General features: G+C 56.0%; 26 protein-coding genes. 14 read left to right on the plus strand and 12 right to left on the minus strand.

From position 1 onward, the window contains the following. From AC2FLB_RS19415 to AC2FLB_RS19455, 9 genes are all read right to left on the minus strand, one after another. Positions 1–1,326, minus strand: a complete 1,326-nt coding sequence (locus AC2FLB_RS19415; protein WP_496709882.1) for a c-type cytochrome — start codon at positions 1,324–1,326, stop codon at positions 1–3. Next, positions 1,310–2,572, minus strand: coding sequence for a sulfite dehydrogenase (soxC, locus tag AC2FLB_RS19420; protein ID WP_271948170.1), 1,263 nt, complete (start codon positions 2,570–2,572; stop codon positions 1,310–1,312). The genes AC2FLB_RS19415 and soxC overlap by 17 nt, the downstream gene beginning before the upstream one ends. 24 nt (positions 2,573–2,596) lie before the next feature. Then, positions 2,597–4,294: a thiosulfohydrolase SoxB gene (gene soxB / locus AC2FLB_RS19425; RefSeq protein WP_496709883.1), complete on the minus strand. Its 1,698-nt coding sequence runs from the start codon at positions 4,292–4,294 to the stop codon at positions 2,597–2,599. An 87-nt stretch (positions 4,295–4,381) separates the two neighbouring features. Next, positions 4,382–5,227 (minus strand): sulfur oxidation c-type cytochrome SoxA, encoded by an 846-nt coding sequence (gene soxA / locus AC2FLB_RS19430; protein WP_496706353.1) that lies wholly within the window; start codon positions 5,225–5,227, stop codon positions 4,382–4,384. Between the two features lie 70 nt (positions 5,228–5,297). After that, positions 5,298–5,627 carry a thiosulfate oxidation carrier complex protein SoxZ gene (gene soxZ, locus AC2FLB_RS19435; protein ID WP_142635848.1) on the minus strand — a complete coding sequence of 110 codons (330 nt, stop codon included), beginning with the start codon at positions 5,625–5,627 and terminating at the stop codon, positions 5,298–5,300. Positions 5,628–5,661: 34 nt separating this feature from the next. Continuing rightward, positions 5,662–6,078 (minus strand): thiosulfate oxidation carrier protein SoxY, encoded by a 417-nt coding sequence (gene soxY / locus AC2FLB_RS19440; protein WP_142635846.1) that lies wholly within the window; start codon positions 6,076–6,078, stop codon positions 5,662–5,664. Positions 6,079–6,124: 46 nt separating this feature from the next. Beyond that, complete coding sequence (soxX, locus tag AC2FLB_RS19445; RefSeq protein ID WP_496709884.1) at positions 6,125–6,601, minus strand: sulfur oxidation c-type cytochrome SoxX; 477 nt, start codon at positions 6,599–6,601, stop codon at positions 6,125–6,127. Positions 6,602–6,732: 131 nt separating this feature from the next. Continuing rightward, positions 6,733–7,311: a thioredoxin family protein gene (locus AC2FLB_RS19450; protein ID WP_496691681.1), complete on the minus strand. Its 579-nt coding sequence runs from the start codon at positions 7,309–7,311 to the stop codon at positions 6,733–6,735. Positions 7,312–7,325: 14 nt separating this feature from the next. Next, entirely contained in the window at positions 7,326–8,066 is a 741-nt protein-coding gene (locus AC2FLB_RS19455) for a cytochrome c biogenesis CcdA family protein (protein WP_496709885.1), read from the minus strand. 80 nt (positions 8,067–8,146) lie between these two features. Between AC2FLB_RS19455 and AC2FLB_RS19460 the strand changes: the two genes are divergently transcribed. From AC2FLB_RS19460 to AC2FLB_RS19475, 4 genes are all read left to right on the plus strand, one after another. Continuing rightward, positions 8,147–8,521, plus strand: coding sequence for a hypothetical protein (locus tag AC2FLB_RS19460; protein ID WP_496691683.1), 375 nt, complete (start codon positions 8,147–8,149; stop codon positions 8,519–8,521). A gap of 100 nt (positions 8,522–8,621) precedes the next feature. After that, the gene (locus AC2FLB_RS19465) at positions 8,622–8,930 is read left to right on the plus strand and encodes an ArsR/SmtB family transcription factor (RefSeq protein ID WP_142635976.1); all 309 of its coding nucleotides are present in this window, start codon (positions 8,622–8,624) and stop codon (positions 8,928–8,930) included. A gap of 41 nt (positions 8,931–8,971) precedes the next feature. Continuing rightward, positions 8,972–10,033, plus strand: coding sequence for a YeeE/YedE family protein (locus AC2FLB_RS19470; RefSeq protein WP_496709886.1), 1,062 nt, complete (start codon positions 8,972–8,974; stop codon positions 10,031–10,033). A gap of 225 nt (positions 10,034–10,258) precedes the next feature. Beyond that, positions 10,259–10,795 (plus strand): bacteriocin fulvocin C-related protein, encoded by a 537-nt coding sequence (locus AC2FLB_RS19475; protein ID WP_496691685.1) that lies wholly within the window; start codon positions 10,259–10,261, stop codon positions 10,793–10,795. Between the two features lie 57 nt (positions 10,796–10,852). On the opposite strand, the gene AC2FLB_RS19480 is transcribed toward AC2FLB_RS19475, so the two are convergent. Then, a complete protein-coding gene (locus tag AC2FLB_RS19480; RefSeq protein ID WP_496709887.1) occupies positions 10,853–11,386 on the minus strand; it encodes a ZrgA family zinc uptake protein in 534 nt (177 codons plus the stop codon). 237 nt (positions 11,387–11,623) lie between these two features. Between AC2FLB_RS19480 and AC2FLB_RS19485 the strand changes: the two genes are divergently transcribed. The 10 genes from AC2FLB_RS19485 (at position 11,624) to speB (ending at position 22,676) form a co-directional block, all read left to right on the plus strand. Further along, positions 11,624–12,895 (plus strand): imelysin family protein, encoded by a 1,272-nt coding sequence (locus tag AC2FLB_RS19485; protein WP_496691687.1) that lies wholly within the window; start codon positions 11,624–11,626, stop codon positions 12,893–12,895. Between the two features lie 128 nt (positions 12,896–13,023). Next, complete coding sequence (locus tag AC2FLB_RS19490) at positions 13,024–13,317, plus strand: (2Fe-2S)-binding protein (protein ID WP_142635828.1); 294 nt, start codon at positions 13,024–13,026, stop codon at positions 13,315–13,317. Next, positions 13,265–13,750 (plus strand): bacterioferritin, encoded by a 486-nt coding sequence (gene bfr / locus AC2FLB_RS19495; RefSeq protein WP_142635826.1) that lies wholly within the window; start codon positions 13,265–13,267, stop codon positions 13,748–13,750. Before AC2FLB_RS19490 ends, bfr begins: the two co-directional genes overlap by 53 nt. Continuing rightward, on the plus strand, positions 13,710–15,251 hold the full coding sequence (locus tag AC2FLB_RS19500) for a di-heme oxidoreductase family protein (protein ID WP_496709888.1): 1,542 nt from the start codon (positions 13,710–13,712) through the stop codon (positions 15,249–15,251). The genes bfr and AC2FLB_RS19500 overlap by 41 nt, the downstream gene beginning before the upstream one ends. Then, positions 15,251–16,261: an imelysin family protein gene (locus AC2FLB_RS19505; protein ID WP_496709889.1), complete on the plus strand. Its 1,011-nt coding sequence runs from the start codon at positions 15,251–15,253 to the stop codon at positions 16,259–16,261. Before AC2FLB_RS19500 ends, AC2FLB_RS19505 begins: the two co-directional genes overlap by 1 nt. Before the next feature lie 3 nt (positions 16,262–16,264). After that, positions 16,265–17,347, plus strand: coding sequence for a DUF1513 domain-containing protein (locus tag AC2FLB_RS19510; protein WP_496709890.1), 1,083 nt, complete (start codon positions 16,265–16,267; stop codon positions 17,345–17,347). A gap of 99 nt (positions 17,348–17,446) precedes the next feature. Next, on the plus strand, positions 17,447–19,336 hold the full coding sequence (speA, locus tag AC2FLB_RS19515) for a biosynthetic arginine decarboxylase (RefSeq protein WP_496709891.1): 1,890 nt from the start codon (positions 17,447–17,449) through the stop codon (positions 19,334–19,336). 21 nt (positions 19,337–19,357) lie between these two features. Beyond that, a complete protein-coding gene (locus AC2FLB_RS19520) occupies positions 19,358–20,581 on the plus strand; it encodes a saccharopine dehydrogenase family protein (protein ID WP_496709892.1) in 1,224 nt (407 codons plus the stop codon). Positions 20,582–20,667: 86 nt separating this feature from the next. Further along, positions 20,668–21,837: a carboxynorspermidine decarboxylase gene (nspC, locus tag AC2FLB_RS19525; protein ID WP_496709893.1), complete on the plus strand. Its 1,170-nt coding sequence runs from the start codon at positions 20,668–20,670 to the stop codon at positions 21,835–21,837. Next, positions 21,834–22,676, plus strand: coding sequence for an agmatinase (speB, locus tag AC2FLB_RS19530; protein ID WP_496701614.1), 843 nt, complete (start codon positions 21,834–21,836; stop codon positions 22,674–22,676). Before nspC ends, speB begins: the two co-directional genes overlap by 4 nt. Here the strand turns inward: speB and AC2FLB_RS19535 are convergent. Further along, a complete protein-coding gene (locus AC2FLB_RS19535) occupies positions 22,673–23,263 on the minus strand; it encodes an HD domain-containing protein (RefSeq protein ID WP_142635974.1) in 591 nt (196 codons plus the stop codon). The genes speB and AC2FLB_RS19535 overlap by 4 nt on opposite strands. 108 nt (positions 23,264–23,371) lie before the next feature. Further along, positions 23,372–24,511: an LPS export ABC transporter permease LptF gene (gene lptF, locus AC2FLB_RS19540; RefSeq protein ID WP_496700732.1), complete on the minus strand. Its 1,140-nt coding sequence runs from the start codon at positions 24,509–24,511 to the stop codon at positions 23,372–23,374. Positions 24,512–24,639: the final 128 nt, after the last annotated feature.

The following is a 24,639-nucleotide window of genomic DNA, read 5'->3' on the forward strand; positions in this document are numbered from 1 at the left end:
TCAACTTCCAAACGTCTTTAGATAGATGATCAAAGCTTCGATATCGTCCTGTTTTCTGAGACCTGCAAAAGACATCCTTGTGCCTTTCATGTATTCCTTGGGCTTCGCAAGAAAGGCAGCCATTTCTTCATCGGTCCAGACTAGTCCTGCCTCCGCAGACGCCTGCATCGCTTTGGAGTATTTGAAGCCCTCGACCGATCCAGCATTAGCTCCGATTACCCCGTTCAGAGCAGGCCCAGTGCTGTGCTTTGCACCTTCACCAATTTGATGGCAGGATTTACACTTCTTAAAGACTTTCTCTCCGGCAGCAGCCAGTTCTGTAACCTCGTCTGTCACTTCGGTTTCTTGAGCGGACGGTATGGCTGCGGCCTCTTCATCAGGCTTTGGCGCTGCAGTTGGAATGAACGAGGGGCCTTTCGCCGAAAACACCGGCAACTCATCCGGGCTGGCGTTATTCATGACCGAGTTCGAACCACCCTCCGCAGGAGTCTCAACCAGAAAAACAGAACGCATCGTGACGGCGCTCTCTGCCTTGCAGTTCTCCATGCAAGGCTCTTCGCGCCATTCAGTGTATTCGGTCTCGGGTCGTACATCGACTACGAAACCGTCCATATTGTACATTTTGAACTCGGCGAAGTTTTCGTTGTTCAGCTCGAAATCGTCATCCACCAAATCATTGGAGTAGAGGATGTATGCGACAATTGCGTAGGTCTCATCCGCTGTCAGCGTGCCCGCTTCACCAAAGGGCATTGAGCGGGAAATGTAATCCCAGGCAGTCGACAAATGTGGCCAATATGACCCAACGGTTTTTACAGGATCTTCGTCTGCAAGCGTGTCAAACCCACCGGCCAGAACAGGCCAGTTATCGGCACCTTCGGCAAATTCACCGTGGCACGACGCACAGCGGGCCACAAACACCTCTTCTCCGGTCCAGACGTCGCCTGAACCTACGGGTAGGCCACGCCCATCAGGCAAGACGTCAACGTCCCAGGCCGCGATCTCTTCCTTCAGTGCCGACCGCCCAAGCCCAATGCTACTCTCGTGGATGGGCGCGGATGCGGTCAAGTTCGCACCATTGGCGACCCGTTCTGCCGCCGCTGCCTGGATTTCTTCGACTTTGATCTCCAGTTCGGCTGCTCGTTTGGATTCTGCTTCCGCATTCCCCTGGGCAACTGCTGCATGCGCCTCAACCTGCCCTATCCGGGTTTCCAATGTCTCTATCTTCGAGTGGCCGTAGTTCCGGTTCGCGAAAGACACAGCTACCGCAAGCACCAACGCCGTACCGCCAAATACGGGCAGGAAAACATGACTAAGAGACTTCAACATTCTCGGCGATCCCTTCTGCGCTCACGTACCAAGTCTGGATACAGTTGTTGTGGTAGACCGAGTTTTCTCCGCGTTTTTCACGCAACTGGTCTTTGGTTGGTTGCACATAACCGGTCTCGTCTATCGCCCGGGCCTGCAAGAGCATTGGCGCCCCGTCCCAGTTCGTATCGAGATAGAAACGTGTAAGAGCCTTGGTGTCGCCCTGCTTACCAAGACGCGCTGTCTCCCATGTGATTCCACCGTCCTTTGACACATCGACCCGTGTAATTTGTCCGTGGCCTGACCAGGCAAGCCCGGAAATGACCAGCGGACCCGGTCCGTGTTTGATCGGCATTTGCGGGCTGGGTGAGGTGATGACAGATTTAGCATCCATCACCCAAGTCCATTTCTGGGCCGTGCCATCGACGTAAACATCGGTGTATTTTGATGTTTCTTCGCGGCTTTCGACCGCCATATCAACAACCTCGATCCGGCGCAGCCACTTGACCCACATGTTGCCTTCCCAACCCGGCACCACGAGACGCACAGGGTACCCATGCTCCATCCGCAGCGCTTCGCCATTCGCCTTGAATGCAACCAACACGTCATCCAGCGCTTTTTCCATCGGGATAGAGCGGCCATTGGACGACGCATCTGCGCCCTCAACATAGACCCATTTGTCAGGTGAGATGTCGGCACCTGCTTCCTGCAACAGCGCGCGCAGCGGAACACCGGTGTATTCCATGTTGTGAATCATGCCATGAGTAAATTGGACGCCGTTGAGTTGCGCACCAGCCCACTCCATACCTGTGTTCGCCGCACATTCGCAGAAATACACGTGGTTTTCGCGCGGGAACCGCTCAATGTCTTCGTATGTAAAGACAAGCGGGCGATCAACCAGCCCGTTGATCATCAGGCGGTAGTCCTCCTTGCGCAGCTCGATCGCGCCTGAATGGTGACGCTCAAAGGCGCATCCCTGCGGAGTGATCGTGCCATCGAGCGCGTGGATCGGCGTGAAGTTGATCGACGAAATCGGAGAGGCGGTCAGCCATTCCACATTGCGGCGCACGACATGGGATTCAAAGCTGATCGGCATGCCATAAGGCGTCTCATCAACACCTGCCCCCGTATAAGATGCCCAATCCTGAAGCTCTGTTATCAGTGGGTCGGGTGTTTCTGCCGCTGCCGCACCTGCAACGGATCCTGCGGCGACCGCGGCACTGCCTTTCAGGAAGGCCCGGCGGGACGGTTTGAACGCGTCATCCATATCTCTTAGGTCTCCATCGGTTTCTTAAGCGCCGATTACTTCGACACTGGTGTTCTCTTGCACCGTTACGGTGCCAAGGTTGCGAACATGGTTTTCGACGACATCCCAAATCGGCGGGCCCTCGGTGCCTTCGTTGACGCTGGCCCAACCGGCCACGACATAGGACTTGGCCGGGTCGATCGCCTCACCGGTTTTCAACAGCGTCATGTCGCTGATCCTCTGCCCCTGCGGCTTGGTTACGTCGATCCGATAGCCCAGCCCGCCAACGCGGACCATGTCGCCACCCTGCTGGTAATAGGGGTCGGGATTGAACAGATTGTCGCCGACATCTTCCAGGATGACATGGATGAACTCCCCGGTCATTTCTGTGCGATAGGCGTTCGGATAGGACATCGAGGTGACGTTCCAAATATCCTCGCGCGTTATTTCCTGTCCCGGAAGGATTGACGGCCCCCAACGGACGCCGGGCGACATTGCGATATCTGCCTCACGCTCATTGATCAGAGCATCGCAGATCAGGTCATCCCAAGTGCCGTTGAAATTGCCGCGGCGGTACAGCAACGAGTCCGTTTTGCCGATAACCTCACTCAGCGCCGCCTCATAAGGCGCGCGCTGATCATTTATCAGAGCAGTGATCGCAGGATCTGGTGCAATAACATCAGAGAAAATCGGGATAAGCTTGTGCTTTAGCCCCATCATCTGCCCATCCCGCACGTCGAGATCCACACGGCTGACGAATTTGCCGTTCGATCCAGAGGCGATGATATGCGTTTTACCCACCAGAACCGGCTCGGGCAGCGCGTCATGGGTGTGGCCACTGAGGATAACGTCTATCCCCAGAACACGACCCGCCATCTTCTTATCCACATCAAAGCCGTTATGGCTTAGAACAACAACGACATCGGCGCCGGCATCGCGAACTTCGTCCACCATTGCCTGCATGTTCTCATCCCGGATCCCAAACGAGTATTCGGGGAACATCCATCCCGGATTTGCAATCGGCATGTAAGGGAAGGCCTGTCCGATCACCGCAATCTTGGAACCGCCCCGATCAAAGAACTTGTAGGGTTTGAACATCTCTGCGGGTTCATCCCATTCCGCATCAAAAATGTTCTGCCCCAAGGCGGCAAAAGGCAAACCTTCGACAATCTCATTGACCCGGTCACTGCCCAACGTGAACTCCCAATGGAAAGTCATCGCATCGGGTTTCAACGCATTCATGACGTTAACCATGTCCTGACCGGCCGTCTGATAGCAGGTGTAAGAACCGTGCCAAGTATCACCCCCGTCAAGAAGCAACGCATCAGGACGGTCCGCTCGAATGGCGTTGATGACAGTTGAGACCCGATCCAAGCCACCCACCCGACCGTAGGTCTTGGCCAGTGACTCAAAATCAGTGTAGGTCAGCGCATAGGCCGACGGGCTTCCATCTTCTATCCCGTATGCCTTGCGGAACGCGGCGCCAGTAACATGCGGCATCTGTCCTCTTGCATCGCCAATACCAAGATTGACTTCGGGTTCACGGAAATAAATTGGTTTGAGTTGCGCGTGAATGTCGGTGACATGAATCAGGCTGATATTGCCAAAGTTCTCGAACTCTAGCAGTTGATCCTGCGTTAGACTTTGCTGCGCAGCAAGTCTGGCCCAGTTGCCAAACCCGGACGCTCCGAACAGAGCCGAGGCCGCCATTGAAACCTGCAAGAAGTCACGTCGAGAAATCATCTATCAACTTTCCTATTACACATATAAATGTGTGAATGTTATATAAGTGAAAAACCCGCTCCGGGCATTGCCCAAGCGGGTCATTCGTTATTGACGTACAGCTGGGGTTTCGACTGAAAGCCCGTTGCCACGCGAAGCGACATAGAGCTCCAGTGCCCGGAACTCGTCCGACCCTTCGGCAAAGGTTTCCGCACGCGTATCGCGAATACAACCGCGGAACCGATTGTGGCGCGAGATCAGTTTGGCCTGCTTCAAACGATAGGTAGGGAATCCATTTATCATACCCTGGCTCAGGTGATCCGCTCGGATCATATTGCCCCAGTTTTCTTCATGACAGTTGGCGCAGCTCAGTTCCAACTGACCGTAGCGGGTATAATAGATTTCCTTGCCCTCTTCCCAGAATGGCGCGGCATCACCATCAATAGCAACGTTCATGGGCATCCCGCGTGACTGCAGACCGATCAATGCGACCATACCCTGCATGTCACCACCAGACCATTTCCAGGCATCGGCCTCCATGCGATCGGTACGGCACTTGTTGATCAGATCTTCCATAACCACCAGCTCGCCGCTTTCAGCATCGACCTTGGGCATGGACGCCTGCAATCCTTTGAAGCTTTCCACTCCATCATGGCACGAGGCACAACTTTCACCTGCAGCACCATCAACTGCCTCATAGAGGTCGGCTGCCTGATCGACGAAGATCATTGCCGGATTGTCAAAATCATCAATCTGCAGTGCCTGAGTTTCATCTGTGCGGAAATGCCAACCCGAATAGATCGTGTCCAAATTCTCCAGATGCGCCGAGGCCTCGGTGACCGAGGTCATATTCAGCTCGTCATTGATCACAAGATTATCTTCGTCCGGTCCAGCCATTGCTGCCATTGGGAAAGCCAGAACAGCCGCGATCGCCGTAAGTGCCTTGGTATTCATTACGTTCCTCCCTTGGTGGGCCAGCGCCAGAAATCACAACCAGCGCTAGCCTTCCTTAGTGGTCGAGCCGTCAGGCGATCTCGATCGTTTTCTTCTCGTCGTAAACTGAGCCATCATCATCGTACCAGGTGAAGACAAACTCACCGGCCTCGGGCACGGTTGCTTCGAACTGGAAGTACGGATTTGTCGAAATCGCAGGCTCCATAGTCACATCAATCACCATTTCACCGTTAAACTCGCAGGTGAAACGGTTGATGATCGAGCGCGGGATGACGTTGCCTTCTTTATCCTTGCGCTGGCCGCTTTCCATCTTGTGGCTGATCAGAGTCTTGATCGTAACAGCTTCGCCAGCAGCGGCTGTCTTTGGAACCTTGACGCGGGGCTTTACACCGGATGCCATTGGTTAATCTCCTGTTCTTCAGGGCGCGTGGCGATTAACCGCCGCAACCGCCGATTGTCACTTTTACGGTCGCGGACGCTTTGGCAAAACTGCCATCTGCCATCTTCGCCACAGCAATGACATCCTGCGTTCCGGCAAGACGGATGCGGGTTGAAGCGGCTTGTTCAGCAGCCAGCGGGCCGAAATTGAACGTTGCCACGCCCGGTTCGGGGTTGCCTGCGGCCACGATCAGAATTGCAGCTGCGCCCGGAGCACTGACTTCGATTGGTACGGTGTTTCCGTTTTCCGCGATTTCCGGTGCCGTCAGTGTAACACCGCCATCAGCCACATCTGCCCCGCCTGAAAATGCGGAGATCGCATCTTCAGCAGCTGCATTCGCTCGTAGCGGCATAATTGTCAGGAACGCGGCGCCCAGCCCAAGGGCCAGAGTCTCGCGGCGAGAGAGTTCCATTTTCAATCTCCTTTGAATCTTCGAAAAGTCACGCCAGAAGGCGAGATTATTCCTCTTTCAGTGTCGTTAGAAACGCGACCACGTCCTCGATTTCCTGTGCAGTCAGGATCGTCGTTAAAGGCGCCGTTGGCGCTTTGCCCGTATAGGCATCGCCTGGACGGATATAACCGTCATCCTTGTAGAACGCCGGCATTACCGTGCCTTCGAACGTCATTTTTGCGTTTGCGACTAAACCGCGAAGCTCTGCTTCGGTCCAACGATCACCGGCGCCATCCAGCATCGGGCCAACCTCACCATGGAACGGAATGTCCGCCAAAGCTGAGACCGCGTGGCATGCCACGCAATTACCTTTGGACTTGTCGCCAACGATGAGTGCACCGTTTGCCGCGTCCCCATTAACATCGGTCAGCGAGACCTCGATTGCACCATAGTCGTCATAGGGTACGTCTTTCGGATTTGTCTCTTCGGCAAATGCGGCAACGCCCATCATAGCGGATGCCAGTGTTAAGAGTCTCAGCTTCATGATCCCTCCCATTTGCTACCGCGCCTGTGGCGCTTTGCGACCCAAAGACTTTGTGCACCGTAGTCGACGAACATGGTTCATCGCAACATCAAATTCATCATAATGAATTTTTTTATCTGTAACGCCCAATCTCACTCCTGCGAAATATTGTTTCGCTCCTGAATGCGCCGTGCGTGATACCTTTGGAAATCTTCGCCATTATCAAGTTCATATCGCTTCTGATCGACCCAGGTGAAAAGGTCTAAGGTTGTTCCCTTGGAGAATGCTCCCGGCATTACAGCAACGGCAGCATCGATGGCTGAGGCATCCTCGGGCACCTCTTCCGGCAGAAATACAAGCGTTGGGGTAAACAGAATCCCCCATTTGCGCATCAGCGCTCTCTGCTCACTCTCTTCTCCGTCAAAATCTGTGGCCGTGGTGCTTCCATGCAAATCCAGCTGGACGACAAAAAAGTTCTCTTCGATAAACGCCGCCAGGTCGGGCTGTGGGAAAACCTCTTCGTGCATCTTTTTACAGTAGATACAGCCCCGTTGTTCTATGAACAAAACCAACCGCTTACCTTCACCTGACGCTTCTTCAAGATCCTCGCGAAGATCTTTGAACGTGTCACGCATCCACGGTGTTTTATGCAATCCATCGTCGCCCAGATCAGCAGCAGAGACTGCAGCCCCTATCATGCATGCGATCAAAACTGACAAAGTGCGTTTCATGTCTTCCTCCCGGATTAACCAATGGCCGCAAGCCAGGGCATATAGTCCAGCATCCATTGTGCGATGTGATTGATCGAGTTGGTTGCGATCAGGACCCCGAACAGGATCAACAGCCCCCCCATTGCCATTTCGATCTGCGGCAAGTGCTTCCTGAACCGCACCATCCATTGCATGAAGGGGCGAACCAAAAAGGCTGCCAGAACAAACGGTGCAGTCATTCCAACCCCGTAAACGAACAGAAGCCCCGCGCCCCGCCAAGCCGTTTCGGTTCCGGCCGCTGTAAACAGGATTGCAGCGAGCACCGGCCCAACACAGGGCGTCCAGCCAAAAGCAAATGCCAATCCAAGTACATATGCCCCAGTGAGGCTCACGTTTGATGTCTCACCAATATCTGCACGAAACTGCCGATACAGGAACCCGATGCGAATTAACCCCAGAAAATGCAGGCCCATCGCTATGATGATGGCTGCAGCAATCCAACGCAGAATATCGAAGTATTCTCGTACCAGCTGACCAAATATCGAAGCCGTGGCCCCGAGAGCCATAAAGATGGTTATGATTCCTGCCGCAAATGCGATTGCAGCAAGCGTTGCCCGGCGGCGAACCTCGCCGGAAATGGCGGATGTCGCAGAAATCTGCTCCATCCCAACACCCGCCAGATAACTGAGGTAAAACGGCACAATTGGCAGGATGCAGGGCGACAGAAAGGACAAAAGTCCGGCGACCAAAGCTCCTGCAAAAGTAATGTCGAGCATGGTCAAACCTGTCCTGACGCGCTATTATTCACACATTCAAAATTATAAAGATATGTCACTGCGGTCAATCGGAGCTTTGGATGCGCCACCTAATCCTACGTTTGCTTGCGATCACGTTGCTTGTTTTTCCCGTGGCTTTACGGGCCGAAATGACACTTCTGATGGCAGAAGAAGATGGGTGCATGTGGTGCGCCCGCTGGGACTCCGAAATTTCAGAAATCTACCCTAAGACACCCGAAGGAAATGCAGCACCGCTTCGGCGTGTCGATATCCGCGCAGCCATGCCTGACGACATCACATTGGAACGGCCTCTCTACTACACACCAACCTTTGTTCTGTTGGACAATGGCCGAGAGGTCGGACGAATCGAAGGCTATCCCGGTGAAGATTTTTTCTGGGGTGTGTTGGGCGTTTTACTGCGTGACGCTGGGATACTAATTGAGACCTCTGGATAAACTGCAGTATATTACATAAACTGTTTTGAATGCGTGAAGCCATGAAAGCGAGGCGATCTTGTTGGACAAATCTTCGAACCTGCCTGTGTTCTCCAAGGACATGTGCGCCGAAGACATGGACAGAATGATGGAGAATGCTCAGACCGCGTCAAATTTCCTCAAGGCAATCAGCCATGAGGGGCGCCTGATGATTTTGTGTTATCTGTCGTCAGGGGAAAAATCGGTCACGCAGATGGAGGAAATGCTCTCAGCGCGTCAAGCCGCGGTATCTCAACAACTCTCCCGCTTACGCTTCGAGGGCTTGGTGAAGACACGACGCGAGGGGAAAACGATCTACTACAGATTGGCTGATGATCGTTCGACCCAAATCCTGGAAGTCGTTTACGACCTTTTCTGCAGGGAGAAGTAGAAGCCGGTCAGAAAGCCGCCAGCTTTGGGAGGAGACTGGCAATGCTCGAAGCATTGGGAGACACAAATACCGTTGCTCTGATCGGTTTGATTGGTGGCATCGTATTGGGATTGGCCGCACGCATCGGCCGTTTTTGCACGTTGGGTGCAATCGAAGACTACCTTTACGCAGATGATGACCGGCGGCTGCGCATGTGGGCAATGGCAATCGGTGTTGCGATTGTCGGCGGCCACACAGCTATGGCATTGGGGGGACTTGACCCTGTCGGAACAAGGTATCTTGCACAGACCTGGAACCCCCTCGGTTCGATCGTGGGGGGCCTCATGTTCGGGTACGGAATGGCCATCTGCGGTAACTGCGGCTATGGCGCGCTGGCAAGGCTGGGAGGTGGTGACCTTCGATCATTCGTAATTGTTTTGATCATGGGTCTTTCCGCTTACGTCGTAATGTCCGGACCCCTCGCCTATCTGCGGGTATGGATCTTTCCAGAGGAAATGGATCTCAATGGCCCCCAGAGCATTAGCTTTCTTGCCGAACGGTTGACCTCTATTCCAGCTTGGCTCATTGGCTCTGTTATCGGTGTGGCTTTGGTGTTTTTTGCTTTGGCAAGCCATCGCTTCCGCCGCACTCCGGCACAGGTGTTTTGGGGGTCTGTAGTTGGACTGGCAATCGTTTCGGGCTGGCTTGGCACGAATTGGGTTGCGACACATGGTTTCGATGGTGAGCCGGTGCAAACCCATACCTTCGCGGCACCCCTGGGTGACACTATTTTCTACCTTATGACTGCGTCCGGAAACACTTTGTCCTTTGCGGTCGGATCAGTCTCCGGCGTTCTCATTGGCGCGTTTCTGGGGTCGTGGTCTAAGGGCCATTTCCGATGGGAAGCATGCGAAGATCCACGTGAACTCAAGCGACAAATGCTGGGCGCTGCGATTATGGGTCCAGGTGCGATCATCGCGGTTGGTTGCAGCGTCGGGCAAGGTATATCTGCATTCTCACTTCTGGCCTACAGCGCGCCCGTCACATTCGTTGCAATCTTTGCAGGTGCCGCACTTGGATTGAGACAGCTTGTGTCTGGACTGTCCTTCATAACTGAGCGTTGAGTTCACAGTTCAAACCCGGTTAATTTGTGATGGTGCTGGCGACTCTGCCATCACAAAAGCAAGCCAAAACGTTCTCTTTCCGACTTCGTCCTCGATCTCGCTTCTAAGGACATACCAAGGCTTATCGAGCCCTTGCTTCAGCCTGTTCTCTGCGCCCTCAGAAGGTCGGGACAAACGCGCAAACGAAAAATGTGTTATGATGGCCCCTTAGAAAAGGGGGCTACTATGTACAATCCCGTATCATCTATCTCAAAATTTCGGATCGGCTTGTCGGCTTTGAACATCGCCGAACAGAAGTCAATTTTTGACTGCCTTCCCGCCGCTGTTCAGGCGGCAGTGTGGCAAGACCGGCTTAGTGAAGGCATTGCGGCACTGTCTGACAAGTCTCAGTGCCGATTACTTTCCGAGCTTCAGGAGTTACTCAATCCTGACTGCTACTCGGAAGACAAAGCGAACCATACGGCCACTTCTCGTCTTGATGAGTTGTCGCCTGTGATCGAGAAGGTTTTTCCAGATCACTCGGTGTTTCATAAATATACGCAGCAACTCGGCGACAATGCTTGCGATAGCCCGATTATCGAAATTGCTAAAGGCGCGCCGCCTACCTGCACTTGTTCGTCTTCGAGATCCTGTATGTGGTGGCACAATGATTGTGGGGCAATGCAGGAATGTCTTGCCGGTGGATGCAAGAAGACTAACGTTGGATGTGGGGTCCTCTGGCTTCAGACATGCGATGGCCTTTGCACTGGAAACTGGTGCTGAAGAACGCAGGAAAGCTCTACCTGTTCCGGCAGCAAAGCCTTTGCATTCTTTGCCGAATTACAGGCCTGTGTTGAGGTCTAAATCAGGCGCGTCGCGCGTCACGGTGTGACGATCAACCTTCCCGGATATGTCGATCTGAACAATCAGAGATTCAGCACGTTGAAAGCGGTCAAAATAAGGAAAGGTGACGTGGTCCAGATGCGTCATGTCCTGGCACTGCATCTGATAGTCTGCCCTGAATTCGGTATGCACATTTGATCCGTTGTCTACGACCGGTCCCAACCCTTCACCAGACAGGGTGACATTGGCCGAGACAGTGAAACACCCCGCCTCTTCAGGCAAACTGAACAGATCAAGCGGGTTAGACAATTCGGAAATGGCTCCGGCGACCGAGGCCTGATCGCCTTCGGTTTCCGCTGGGCCTTCGAACCCCAGGACGTCAAGACCGGGAACCACAAGGGAAATTGAAATCCCGGCTTCCGAAAAGGAAACCTCCAATCGACCCTGCCCATGCTCGTGCTGATTTGCAACCTGGGACTGAGGCAACGCGTTTACCGGGAAAAGCGTTAAAACAAACACTAAGAACTTCATGACCATGGAACCATCTGAAAAGAATCAACTAAGCGACTCTAAACTGAAAAAACATTCGCGCAATCGCGTCACAATACACCAAAGCCCACTAGATTTGGGTAGGAATGAGCTATTTTCACTCACAATTTACCTGACTATAAAACTCAGGTTGACTTAGTTGACTATTTCTATCAGTTAATTGGTCGAGCGTCGCATCGCGCGAACCCATTGTTATCTGACAAGAAAGACTACCCCCCAATGAATACCCCCCTGAACCTGACAAGCGCCGTGGCTCTGATGGCCGCCACCTCTGCTTTTGCAACCGAGACCCCCTCGAAAGCCGATGTTCTGAATACCTACGCCAATATCGCCGAGGCGAAGTACGATGACAGCCTGATTGCAGCCAAATCGCTGCAGCGCGCCGTGACCGCGCTGATTTCCGCGCCAAACGACGCAACACTGAATGCCGCCCGATCCGCTTGGATTGCGGCCCGCGTCCCTTATCAGCAGACCGAGGTTTATCGGTTCGGAAATGCGATCGTTGATGATTGGGAAGGTAAAGTGAACGCATGGCCCTTGGATGAGGGCTTGATCGACTATGTAGACACCACCTACGGCGGCCCGAGCGACGAAAATGAGTTCGCCGCATTGAACGTCATCGCCAACCCAAGCTTTGAACTTTCAGGCGAACCAATCGATGCCAACGAAATCACTCCGGAACTGCTGTCGGGCACCTTGCACGAAGCAGACGGGATCGAGGCCAACGTCGCCACTGGTTACCACGCGATTGAGTTCCTGTTGTGGGGCCAGGACCTGAACGGCCACGGTGAAGGCGCGGGTAGCCGTCCATGGACGGACTATGCCCAAGGTGATGCCTGCACCGGCGGCAACTGTGACCGCCGCGCCCAGTACCTTGAGGCCGTGACTGAACTGCTGGTCACCGATTTGGAATGGATGGCGACCCAATGGCAGGACGGAGGCGCGGCACGAACCGCCCTGACCGAAAATGAGAGCGCAGGAATAAGCGCGATCCTCACCGGAATGGGCTCGCTGTCCTATGGTGAGCAGGCCGGTGAGCGGATGCGTCTTGGCTTGATGTTGAACGATCCCGAGGAAGAGCATGACTGCTTCTCGGACAACACGCATAACAGCCACTACTATGATGGTCTTGGCATTCAGAACGTCTATCTGGGCAGCTACACCCGCATCGACGGAACTCCTGTCAGCGGCGCATCGCTGTCGGATCTGGTAATTGCCTCGGACCCCTCGCTGGACGCCGAGATGAAGCTGAAGCTGGCCAACACAATGCAGGCGCTGGGTCGGATCAAATCCACAGCCGAGGCCGGGTTCGCCTATGACCAGATGCTGGAACGCGGCAATGAAGGTGGCGAAGTTTTGATCATGGGCGGTGTGAACGGGCTGGTGGACCAGACCAAGACAATCGAGCGGATCGTCACCATTCTGGACGTCGATCAGATTGAGTTCGAAGGTTCTGAAAGCCTGGACAACCCGACGGCTGTTTTCCAGTAAACCTAGCGGTTCGGGGGCGGAGGACTATCCCGCCCCCAACTTATTTTCGGCTAATTGACAGTATGCCGCAGGACACGCACTTAATAACTGACTAATATAGTCAGAATACAAACCAGAGCGCCACCTCCATGATCGTCTGCCATTGCACCAAGATCACAGACACCGAGATTCATGCCGCCATCGACTGGATGCGCGTTTCCGACCCTAGGGCAGTCATAACCCCTGGCAAGATCTATCATGCCCTTGGAAAATCAGCGGATTGTGGCGGATGCATGCCGCTTTTCCTAGACACCATGCGCGCCAGCGATAATCTGGAAGTCCCCATGCAGCTTTGTGCATTACGCACCAAGGCATCACAGGAGAGTGTAGATGAAGGGCGATCCCAAAGTCATAGAATACCTCAACAAATCTCTGCGGCATGAATTGACGGCAGTCAGCCAGTATTGGCTGCATTACCGTCTGCAAGAGGATTGGGGCCTGACCCACATGGCAAAGAAAAGCCGTGAGGAAAGCATCGAAGAGATGGGTCATGCCGACAAGCTGATCGAGCGCATAATCTTTCTGGAAGGTCACCCCAACCTGCAGAAACTGGACCCGCTTCGGATTGGACAGACCCCGAAGGAAACTCTGGAATGTGATTTGGCTGCCGAGAATGATGCGCGTGCCCTGTACGTTGAGGCCCGTGAATATTGTCGAGAGGCGGGCGACTACGTCACTATGTCTCTGTTCGAGAACCTGATCAGTGACGAAGAAGGCCATATCGACTTCCTCGAAACACAGCTTGATTTGTACGAAAGGATTGGCGAAGCCAATTATGCGCAACTTAACGCATCGAAAATGGACGAAGGCGAGTAAGCTCTCGCTTGTGGCGGTGGCTGCGATTGCAGCCACCCCGATCCTGTCCGCTGAACTGCAGGATCTGCATCTCAACTTCCAACCCAGAACCGAAGATGAAAAGGCCCGGATCGCGGATGTGATCGCCGAGCCAACGGATTTCGACGCCGCGCAACGGTTCGAGGACCTGCCCGCCGGTGCCGCAACCGTAAGGGCACGTCAGGACGCAGATGCATTTTCGCAACCTTCGGGCAATCTGAAATTCGAACAGGAACTGGATTTCAAGGTCGGCAACGGGCTGTTCAAGAAAATCTGGGTGTCTTCGCCTTCCTCGACCCTGGCCTCGGACGGCTTGGGGCCATTGTACAACGCGCGCTCTTGCCAACGGTGTCACATCAAGGACGGGCGCGGCCACACACCAAATGGGCCCTATGACGGGGCTGTTTCGATGTTCCTTCGGGTCTCAATCCCCGGTGGCGGCACAATCGATGAAATCGCGGACTACATCGCCACTCAGCCCGAACCCAATTACGGCGGGCAGATGCAGGATCTGGCCCTCGCGGGCCACCCCGCCGAGTACCGGCTGGACATCACCTATGAAAACCTTCCTGTCGCGCTATCAGACGGCGAAACGGTCATTCTCCGCAGCCCGACCTATACCGCGGCGGATCTTGGATATGGCCCGCTGCACCCCGAGGCGATGCTGAGCCCGCGCGTGGCCCCACAGATGATCGGTCTGGGATTGCTTGAAGCGATTCCGGTCGCGGACCTGCTGGCAAAGGCCGACCCGGACGACGCGGATGGCGACGGCATCTCGGGCCGTCCCAACATCGTTTGGTCAGCCGAATACGACGCGCCGATGATGGGCCGGTTCGGATACAAGGCCGGGATGCCCACGATCATGGAGCAATCAGCGGCGGCTTTTGCCGGGGATATCGGGATTTCGAGCCCGCTTTTCCCTACAGCCCATGGCGATTGCACCGAATTGCAGGCGGATTGCGTCACCGCTCCCCATGGCGACAACGACGACCGCGTGTTCGAGATTGACCAGCAAGGCATGGACCTTGTGGCGTTTTACAGCCGCAATCTCGGCGTCCCAGGGCGGCGCGACATTGATGACCCGCAGGTCCTGCGCGGCAAGCAGGTGTTCTTTGATACCGGCTGTGCCTCGTGCCACACGCCGTCTTATGTCACCCACCGGATGGACGACCGGCCCGAACACAGTTTTCAGCTGATCTGGCCCTATACCGATCTGCTGTTGCACGACATGGGCGATGGTCTGGCCGACAACCGCCCCGAAGCGCGGGCGACAGGCCGGGAATGGCGCACGCCACCTCTTTGGGGTGTCGGCCTGACCGAGCAGGTCTCGGGTCATACCCAATTCCTGCATGACGGGCGGGCGCAATCGCTGCTGGAGGCCGTTCTGTGGCACGGCGGAGAGGCACAACCGGCGCGCGACACCGTTGTGTCTATGCCAAAACCCGACCGCGACGCTTTGATCCGCTTTCTGGAGAGCCTCTGATGCGTGCCCTCGGCCTGGCCATTGCCCTTATTCTGCCCCTGTCAGCCTTGGCGCAAAATCCCAGCCAGATCCTGACAGATGTTGTTGAAGGGCACATTCTTCCCGGATACGCACAGCTATCTGACGCAACAGCTGCGCTGGATGCGGCAGCGCAGGCGGATTGCACAGCCGTTTCACCGAACCTTCGTGCAGCCTATCACCTGGCATTCGACCGCTGGGTCACGGTAAGCCACTTGCGCTTTGGCCCCTCCGAGGTCGATGACCGCGCATTTGCGATGGCATTCTGGCCAGACACAAAAGGGTTTACACCCAAAACCCTATCCGGCCTGATTGCCACCCAAGACGCGGTGGTTGACACCCCCGAGGCCTATGCCGAGGCTTCGATCGCGGGACGCGGGTTTCTTGCGCTTGAAATGATGCTATTCGACCCAGCCCTCGCGGATCAGGGCGACAGGGCCTATCGATGCGCTTTGATCCGGGCGATTGCTGCAGATATAAACCGCAATGCCAAGGCGATGGATCACGACTGGCAACCTTTCTCTGCCAACCTGACCATGCCCGGCGGAGACAGTCCTTACCGGTCTGCTGATGAGGCCATGCAGGAACTTTACAAAGCTCTGATCACCGGATTGGAATTCACCGCCGAAACACGCCTTGGGCGCCCCATGGGCACCCAAGAGCGCCCCCGCCCCAATCGGGCCGAAGCGCGCAGGTCTGAACGGTCACTACGCCAGGTCGAACTGTCATTGATCACGCTGCGCGATCTGGCCACCAGGCTGTCCGCAGATCATCCGCAGATTGCCGCTGATTTGGATAATGCGTTCGACAAGGCTATCATCCGCACGCGTGAGTTAGACGACCCTACACTGGCCGGTGTCTCGACACCTTCGGGTCGGATACGGGTCGAAGCCTTGCAGCAGATGATCAACGACATCCGCACGATTGCAGCAACCGAGCTGGGCCCGACCTTGGGTATCAGTGCCGGATTCAATTCGCTGGACGGGGACTAAGCCATGACAAGCCGCCGTCAATTCCTTGCGGGCCTGGCTGCAGCTAGCCTTGCCCCAACACAAGGTTGGTCGACTGTCGGCGCGCCAGATTTCCTGGCGGCGGCGCTGTTTCCGGACGGCACCTATCGGCTGGCGGGCCTGAGTTCTGAAGGCGGTATCTTATTCTCTCTCCCCCTGCCGGCGCGCGGCCATGCCGCTGCGGCGCATCCGTCACGCGCGCAAGCCGTGGCTTTCGCTCGCCGCCCTGGCACCTTTGGCGTGGTGATCGATTGCAAGAGCGGAACCCAAACCGCACGGATGGATGCTCCCAAAGGCCGCCATTTCTATGGCCATGGCGTGTTTTCCCGAGATGGAACCCATCTGTTCACCACCGAGAACGACTATGAGGCCGGTGAGGGTGTGATTGGCGTCTGGGACTCGGAGGACTACACGCGGTTGGGCGAGTTTTCTTCGGGCGGGGTCGGGCCGCATGATATGCGGCTCATGCCGGATGGGGAAACTCTGATCATCGCAAATGGCGGCATTGAAACACATCCTGAAATGGGCCGAACCAAGCTGAATCTGCCCATCATGCAACCGCGCCTAAGTTATCTGAGTCTGTCAGGCTCGGTCCTGGAACAGATAGAGTTGCCTCGGACACTGCATAAAAATTCGATCCGACACCTTGCCGTTCGATCCGACGGTCTGGTCGGGTTTGCAATGCAATGGCAGGGCAACAAGTCAAACCACCCGCCTTTGCTGGGACTGCACAAAAGAGGCGAGGCTCCGCGCCTGCTTGCAGCCCCGGAATCGGTGCAAAGTGCCTTGCAGGGTTACGCTGGCAGCATTGCTTTTGCCGGGGACGGCAAAACCATCGCCATCACTTGCCCTCGCGGCAACAGTTTGCTTCGGTTCGACAGCTTGACCGGTCAACGTAACGACACGACCCCGCTTGAGGATGTTTGCGGCCTGGGTGCCGGGCCTTCCGGTTTTGTTTTCACCACAGGCACCGGGCTGGTCGGAGCGCTTACTGCCAAGGCCCGCATTTCCGCCCGGCCGGATTGTCAGTGGGATAACCATCTGGTTCCCGTTGGTCTGCCTATATAAATTCGGAAATACCCGTCACATAGATTACACTTGGACGAATCGAATTGCTGCCGTATTGGCGGGCGCGAAGCAGGCACCCTAGGTTAAGGACAGACTTGATTGAAACAGACGCCCGACGCACCGCATTCCATCTACGGGGTTGAGAAATGGGGCAAAGACCTCATCGAGGTGACGGAAGACGGCGAAATCGGTCTGCGCAATCCCCTTGCGCCCGAGGCCGAGGCGATCAGCCTGCCCGGCATCCTGCGTGATCTGGACGATCGCGGCATCAAGGCCCCGATGATCCTGCGCGTCAGCTCCTATCTGGAGCACGAGATTGTCCATATTAACGAAAGCTTTGCAGAGGCGATTGCCCGGGTTGGGTACAAAAGCAGCTATCGCGGTGTCTTTCCGATCAAGGTCAACCAACAGGCTCAGGTGGTCGACCGGATCGTCGAGTTTGGCAAGAAGTACAATTATGGCCTTGAGGCTGGCTCGAAACCGGAACTTGTGGTCGCGCTTGCCCATCGTCTGGCCAATGAGGCGCTGATCGTCTGCAACGGCGTCAAGGATGCCGAGTTTATCCAGCTAGCCATCCTCAGCCGCAAAATCGGGTTCAATACGGTGATCGTGTTGGAAAGCCCGAAAGAGGCCGACACGGTGATCGAAGTCTATAACCAACTGAGCATCGAACCGCTGATCGGGGTACGGGTTAAACTGACCAACCAGATCAGCGGGAAATGGGAAGAAAGCTCGGGCGACCGTTCCGCCTTTGGCATGAACACCGATCAACTGGTCGCCACGGTGGACAAGCTGAAGGCCGCCGGATTGCTGCACTGCCTGAAGCTGCAGCACTCGCATCTTGGATCGCAGGTGCAGGACGTCAATGACGTGCGCCGCGCAGTGGGTGAGGCCTGCCGATACTATACCGAACTGACCCGCGAAGGCGTACCGCTGACCCATCTGGACTTGGGTGGCGGCATGGGCGTGGACTACACGGGCGAAAAGAAAGCCGCCGAAAACTCGATCAACTACACGGTCGAAGAATACTGCGCCAACGTGGTCGAAACCGTCGCCTATGCCATGGATGAAGCCGAGGTCGAGCACCCCACATTGGTCACCGAAAGCGGGCGCGCTATCGTTGCGACCTCATCCATGCTGGTGTTCAACGTGCTGGAAAGCACGCTTTATGACGCGCCGGATGGGCCGGAAGTCGAGGCGGATGACCATCATCTGGTGTCAGACCTTGCAGCTGTGCACGGATACCTCTCCAGCGACCGGTTGCAAGAGTGCTGGAACGATGCCACCTTCTATCGCAACGAGCTGCGCGCCCTGTTCCGCCGCGGATATATCGACCTGCGCCAGATGGCGCGCGCCGAACGCATTTATCTGTCATTGATGGCCCGCCTCAAGGCGTTGGCTGCCAGTGATGAGCTCGACACGGATGTCGACGAACAGTTGGAAAAAGTGGCTGATATCTATCACTGCAACTTCTCACTGTTCCAATCGCTGCCCGACGTCTGGGCCATTGACCAGCTACACCCGATCGTGCCGCTGCAGGGTCTGAACGAAACACCCGACCGCCGCGCGGTGCTGTCCGATATCACTTGCGACAGCGACGGCAAGATCGACCGGTTTATTCTGGCCGACGGTGTCTCGCCCAGCCTGCCGGTACATTCCCTGCCCGAGAATGACGAATACTTCATGGGCGTCTTCTTTGTTGGTGCTTATCAGGAAACGCTAGGCGATCTGCACAACCTGTTCGGCGACACCAACGTGGTTACCATCGACCTGCGCTCCGATGGCGGTTTCGATCTGCTGCACGAGCAAGAGGGCGACACCATTGGTCAGGTCCTGTCCTATGTCGAGTTTGATCCGGCCGACTGTGTCGCCGCCTTCCGCAAAATGGTGGACGAGGCGATCTCGACCGGTACTCTGCTGGCCAAAGACCGCAAAACCCTGATGAGCGCATATCGCGACTCGATCAATGGCTACACCTATTACGAATAACCCCCGAGAGGAGATGACCCCATGGGAACTTTGAGTGGCAAAACGCTGGTTGTCGGCGCGGGCGGCGTCTCTCACGCTGCGGTGCACAAGATGGCGATGAATTCGGACATCTTCACTGAAATCACGCTGGCCAGCCGCACCAAGTCGAAATGCGACGCCATTGCCAAGGCCGTGAAAGAGCGTGTGGGCGTTGATATCGCTACTGCGGAGCTGGACGCTTATAAGGTCGCGGACACGGTCAAACTGATCAAGGACACCGGTGCCGAGGTCCTCGTGAACCTGGCCCTGCCCTATCAGGACCTCGTGCTGATGGACGCGTGCCTTGAGGCGGGCATCCACTACATCGACACCGCGAATTACGAGCCCGAGGACGAAGCCAAGTTCGAGTATCACTGGCAATGGGCCTATCAGGATCGGTTCAAACAGGCGGGACTGACCGCCATCCTCGGTTCGGGCTTTGATCCGGGCGTAACGTCTGTCTTTGCGACGTGGTTGAGAAAACACAAGCTGGATACGATCCGCCAGATCGACGTGCTGGACGCCAATGGCGGCAGCAACGATCAGGAATTCGCCACCAACTTCAACCCCGAGATCAACCTGCGTGAGGTTCTCGCCGAGGTGCGCCACTGGGAAGGCGGCGAATGGAAACACTCCCCCGCCATGACCCATAAGGTCGAGTTTGACTTCCCCGCCATCGGCCCCAAAAACATGTACCTGATGTATCACGAGGAGCTGGAGAGCCTCTCCACCCACTTCCCCGAGATTGAGCGTGCCCGCTTCTGGATGACCTTCGGCGACGCCTACATCACCCACGCCAAGGTGTTGGAGAATGTCGGCATGACCCGCATCGACCCGGTGATGCACGACGGTAAAGAGATCATCCCGATCCAGTTCCTGAAAACCCTACTGCCCGATCCCGGCGATCTGGGTGCCGAAACCAAGGGCAAGGCCTGTATCGGCGATATCGCCACGGGTCAGGCCAAGGATGGCTCGGGCGAGAAAACCTATTACATCTATAACATCTGCGACCACGAGGAATGCTACGCCGAGGTCGGCAGCCAAGCGGTTAGCTATACTACTGGCGTTCCGGCTATGATCGGTGCCGCGCAGGTGCTCAAAGGCAACTGGACCGCGCCAGGAGTGTGGAACATGGAACAGCTCGACCCGGATGATTTCATGGACATGCTGAATGAACATGGTCTGCCATGGCAGGTCCACGAACTAGACGGCCCGGTCGAGTTCTGATCCGCAAAGCTTCATCTGGCCCTAAATACCTCGGGGGGTCCGGGGGGCAGCGCCCCCCGCCCTCTCCAAATTCGGAGACGCCTGATATGTCCGACATGATGACCACACAAGCAGGCGATGCCGGTGCTTTCCGCAATTTCGACCTCACCCGCGTGCCGACCCCGTGCTTTGTGGTCGACGAAAAAGCAATTGAGAAAAATCTGGCGATCCTGTCCGATGTCGGCAGCAGGTCCGGTGCACATGTCCTCAGCGCGCTCAAAGCGTTCTCGATGTTCTCGCTGGCCCCCTTGGTCCGCCAACACCTTGGCGGCACCTGCGCCAGCGGTATCTATGAAGCCCGTCTAGGCCGCGAAGAATATGGCGGTGAGGTCGCCACTTACTGCGCCGGGTACAAAGACGCTGACATCGATGAAATCCTGTCACTGTCCGACCACATCATCTTCAACTCACCCGCACAAAAGGACCGGTTCCTGACCAAAGCACAGGCCGCCAAAGTTCAGGTCGGCCTGCGCATCAATCCCGAACACTCCGAAGGTGAAATCCCTAAATACGATCCCTGCGCGCCGTGTTCGCGTCTGGGCACGCCAGTCAGCCATCTAAGCGCTGAAATCATGGCCGGGGTCGATGGCTTGCATATGCACACCCTCTGCGAACAAGGGTTCGAGCCCTTGCGACTCACCTGGGAAGCCGTTGCACCAAAACTCGCCCCGTTCCTGGGTCATCTCAAATGGCTGAACTTCGGCGGTGGCCACCATATCACCCGTGACGACTATGATCGTGATGGGTTGATCGCGTTCATCAAGGCGATCCGCGAAACCCATGACGTCGACGTCTATCTTGAACCCGGCGAGGCTGTGGCACTGGATGCGGGCATTCTGGTGGGCGAAATTCTCGACCTGCCGACCAATGGCATGACCCTTGCGATCACCGACATTTCGGCCACCTGCCACATGCCGGACGTGATCGAAGCCCCCTATCGCCCGGCCCTGATGGACGAGGCCGAGGCAGGCCATACCTACCGTCTGGGCGGCCCGTCCTGTCTGGCGGGGGATGTGATCGGCGACTATACGTGGGACAAACCGCTTGAGATCGGCCAACGCTTTGCCTTCCTAGATCAGGCGCATTATTCGATGGTCAAGACCAACACCTTCAACGGTGTCCCCCTGCCCACAATCGCCCTGTGGAACAGCGAAACCGACGCGTTGAAAATTATCAAACAGTTCGGCTATGACGACTTTAAAGAGAGGCTCTCATGAGCGTTTTCCTCGACAGTGAATTGACCACATCGGAACGGACCGAAAACGCCCGGTTTCGTGTAATCCCAGTACCGCTGGAGCGCACGGTATCCTACGGCTCGGGTACAGCCGGTGGCCCGGCGGCGATCATCGAGGCCAGCAACGAGCTGGAGCGCATCACTGGCCTTGCCGAGCCTTGCACAGCGGGTATTTTCACTGAGGAACCTTTGAACTGTGACGGCCCTATGCCTGCAGTGATGGAACGCCTTGCCCTGCGCACCGAAGCCGCCATTCGCGCTGGTAAAGTGCCGGTTACTCTGGGCGGTGAGCATTCTCTGAGCTACGGTGCGGTGATGGGTGTGGCCCGCGCGTTGAACCAACCGATCGGGATCGTCCAGATTGATGCGCATGCGGACCTGCGCAACACGTATCAGGGTGAAAAGCACAGCCATGCCTCGGTCATGCATCTACTGGCCGAAGAAGGCGTCCGACTGGCCCAATTCGGCGTCCGGGCCTTTTCGACCGAAGAGGCGCAGAGCCGGGTGAAGAACAGCGTGTTCCACATTGATGCCGAGGAGCTGGTCACCGGTAACATCAACGCGGTCGATCTGCCCAAGGATTTCCCCGAACTGGTCTATGTCAGCTTTGATGTCGACGGGCTGGACCCTTCGCAAATGCCGGCCACAGGAACACCCGTGCCCGGCGGCTTGGGCTATTATCAGGCGCTGCAACTGGTCGAGCATGCCCTTCGGGGGCGCAAATGCGTGGGGTTCGACGTGGTCGAGCTGGCCCCGGACGGCAATGCCGCCTGGGACTTTACCGCCGCACAGATCGTCTACCGTCTGATGGCCGCCTGCTAACCTTCGGCGGTTTCGTTCAACTCCATATGCCCCTCGCCGCGGCTTAGGACACGGCGCAGCATCGGCTCGAAGAACTCCAACGGTTTGGTCGGGTAATCCGGATCGAACGCCTTTTGGTCGTATTCATGGCAGAAATAGCGGCATTCCTCCCAATAAGGACTGTCGCGGTACTTGTCTCGGGCGTTGCGGTCTCCGCCCAGGTGGTGATTGTAGTAATAGCCCTGGAACACGCAGTGATGTTTGAGGATCCAATGGGTTTTCTGGCTGACATAGGGCTTCATCATCGCCGCTGACAGCTCTCCATGGTTATAGGGAGACAGGATATCGCCGGTGTCGTGGATCAGCGCTGCGACGACCAGCTCTTCTTCCGCCCCATCCTCATAGGCGCGCGTCGCGGCCTGCAGGCTGTGCTGATAGCGGTTCACGGGATAGGGCGTCCAATCCTCGTCCAGCGAACGGATCGCATCCAGTATCCTGTCCGGCAACGCGGCGTTATAGGCCTCTTCGTATTCCATGACGGCGTCCCAATCGGCCTTGGTCGCCTCTTCAAAGCTGGTCCAGGTGGGTTTGTGGGTTTTGTCCAGCATGGTCCGGTCCTTTTGACTGATCATCCAACCGCAGCCTAACGCAGAAAACCTGAGCGAAAAAACGAATTAGCTTGGCCGAAGAACATTGCGCCGAAATGCGCCGTAACTTCAGGCTTGGGACAATGCCTGCGAGTGTTTTCTTGCGCGCACGCGCAGAAGCGGACGACCTGCAATCAAAAGAAACAGGCACGAGATCAATATGCCCATGACAGCAGGCAAATAGAGCAATAGCCACAATTTCGGGTCTTCGATCACCAACGGGGACACAAAGCCGCGCATACCTTCCAAAAGGACCAGAATTATGAATGCTCCAAAAATCTGTGGCCACAGGCCAAATCTGGAAAAGCTGCCCAACATAAGGGTTGCATAGCCCGCCATTGCGACCGCGATACAAATGGTGATCCATGAAAATCGCTGATGCAGCTCGTCGATCAACGCGCCCTCAGTGAACCCTTCTGCTGCCGCAATCGCAGCCCGGTCGCGCAACAGCTCTGCGGTGGGAATGGCCTCGAGGCTTCGCTCGGCCGTGTTGTCGGTACTCGTCAATTCTGAGATGTCATAGGACGCGTCCTGAAACAGTGTAGACGACAGGGTACGTCCCTGCCGGTCCTGACGCAGGGCAACCCCGTCAACCATCACCAGATGAATGCCCGAGCCGTTATTGACCAGATAAGCTGTTTGGCTGGAATAGCTGACCGGGCTGGTTTTATCCCGCCGGTCCGAAACAAAAACTTCGCGCAAAGTCCCGTCCTGATCAATCCCCCCAATATAGACGGTCACGTCACTTGCAGGATGCAGGAATTCGCCTTCATTCAATAACTGCGCTGTGACGTCACCCGCCACTTCGGCCTGCCGTTTTTCCAGTAGATCGACCGAGGCCGGGCGCAGGAAAACACTGATCGAGGCCATCATCAGACCAGCAACAAGACCGAACAGAACCACAGCGCGAGCCAGCCGCCACGGGCTGGAACCTGTGGCCAGCATCACCGTAAGCTCGCTTTCACGGCTCAGGCGGTTGGTGGCATAGACGGCCGCTGCGAACACGGCCATGGGCATCACCGTACGGATCAGCGTCGGCAAAGTAAGAGCGGTAAATTCAAGAAACACCATGGCCGATTGACCACCGCTGATGACACGGTCAAACAGGCTGACCGAGCGGGTGATCCAGAAAACCCCCACCAGAATCAGAGTGAAAAAGCCGAACAGAATCAGCAGTTGCCGCAGGAAATATCCATCGAAGCGCGACATGTATCCTCATCCGGCTACCTGAAATTCGTTTGAACAATATGCCAATCCCCTGACCGAGGAAACCGCATAGCCCAAGAATTATAGAATTTGAGCCGTGCGCACTAAAACGGCTTATGCCACATCGGAAT

The organism is Ruegeria sp. CDSA236 (assembly GCF_059611285.1).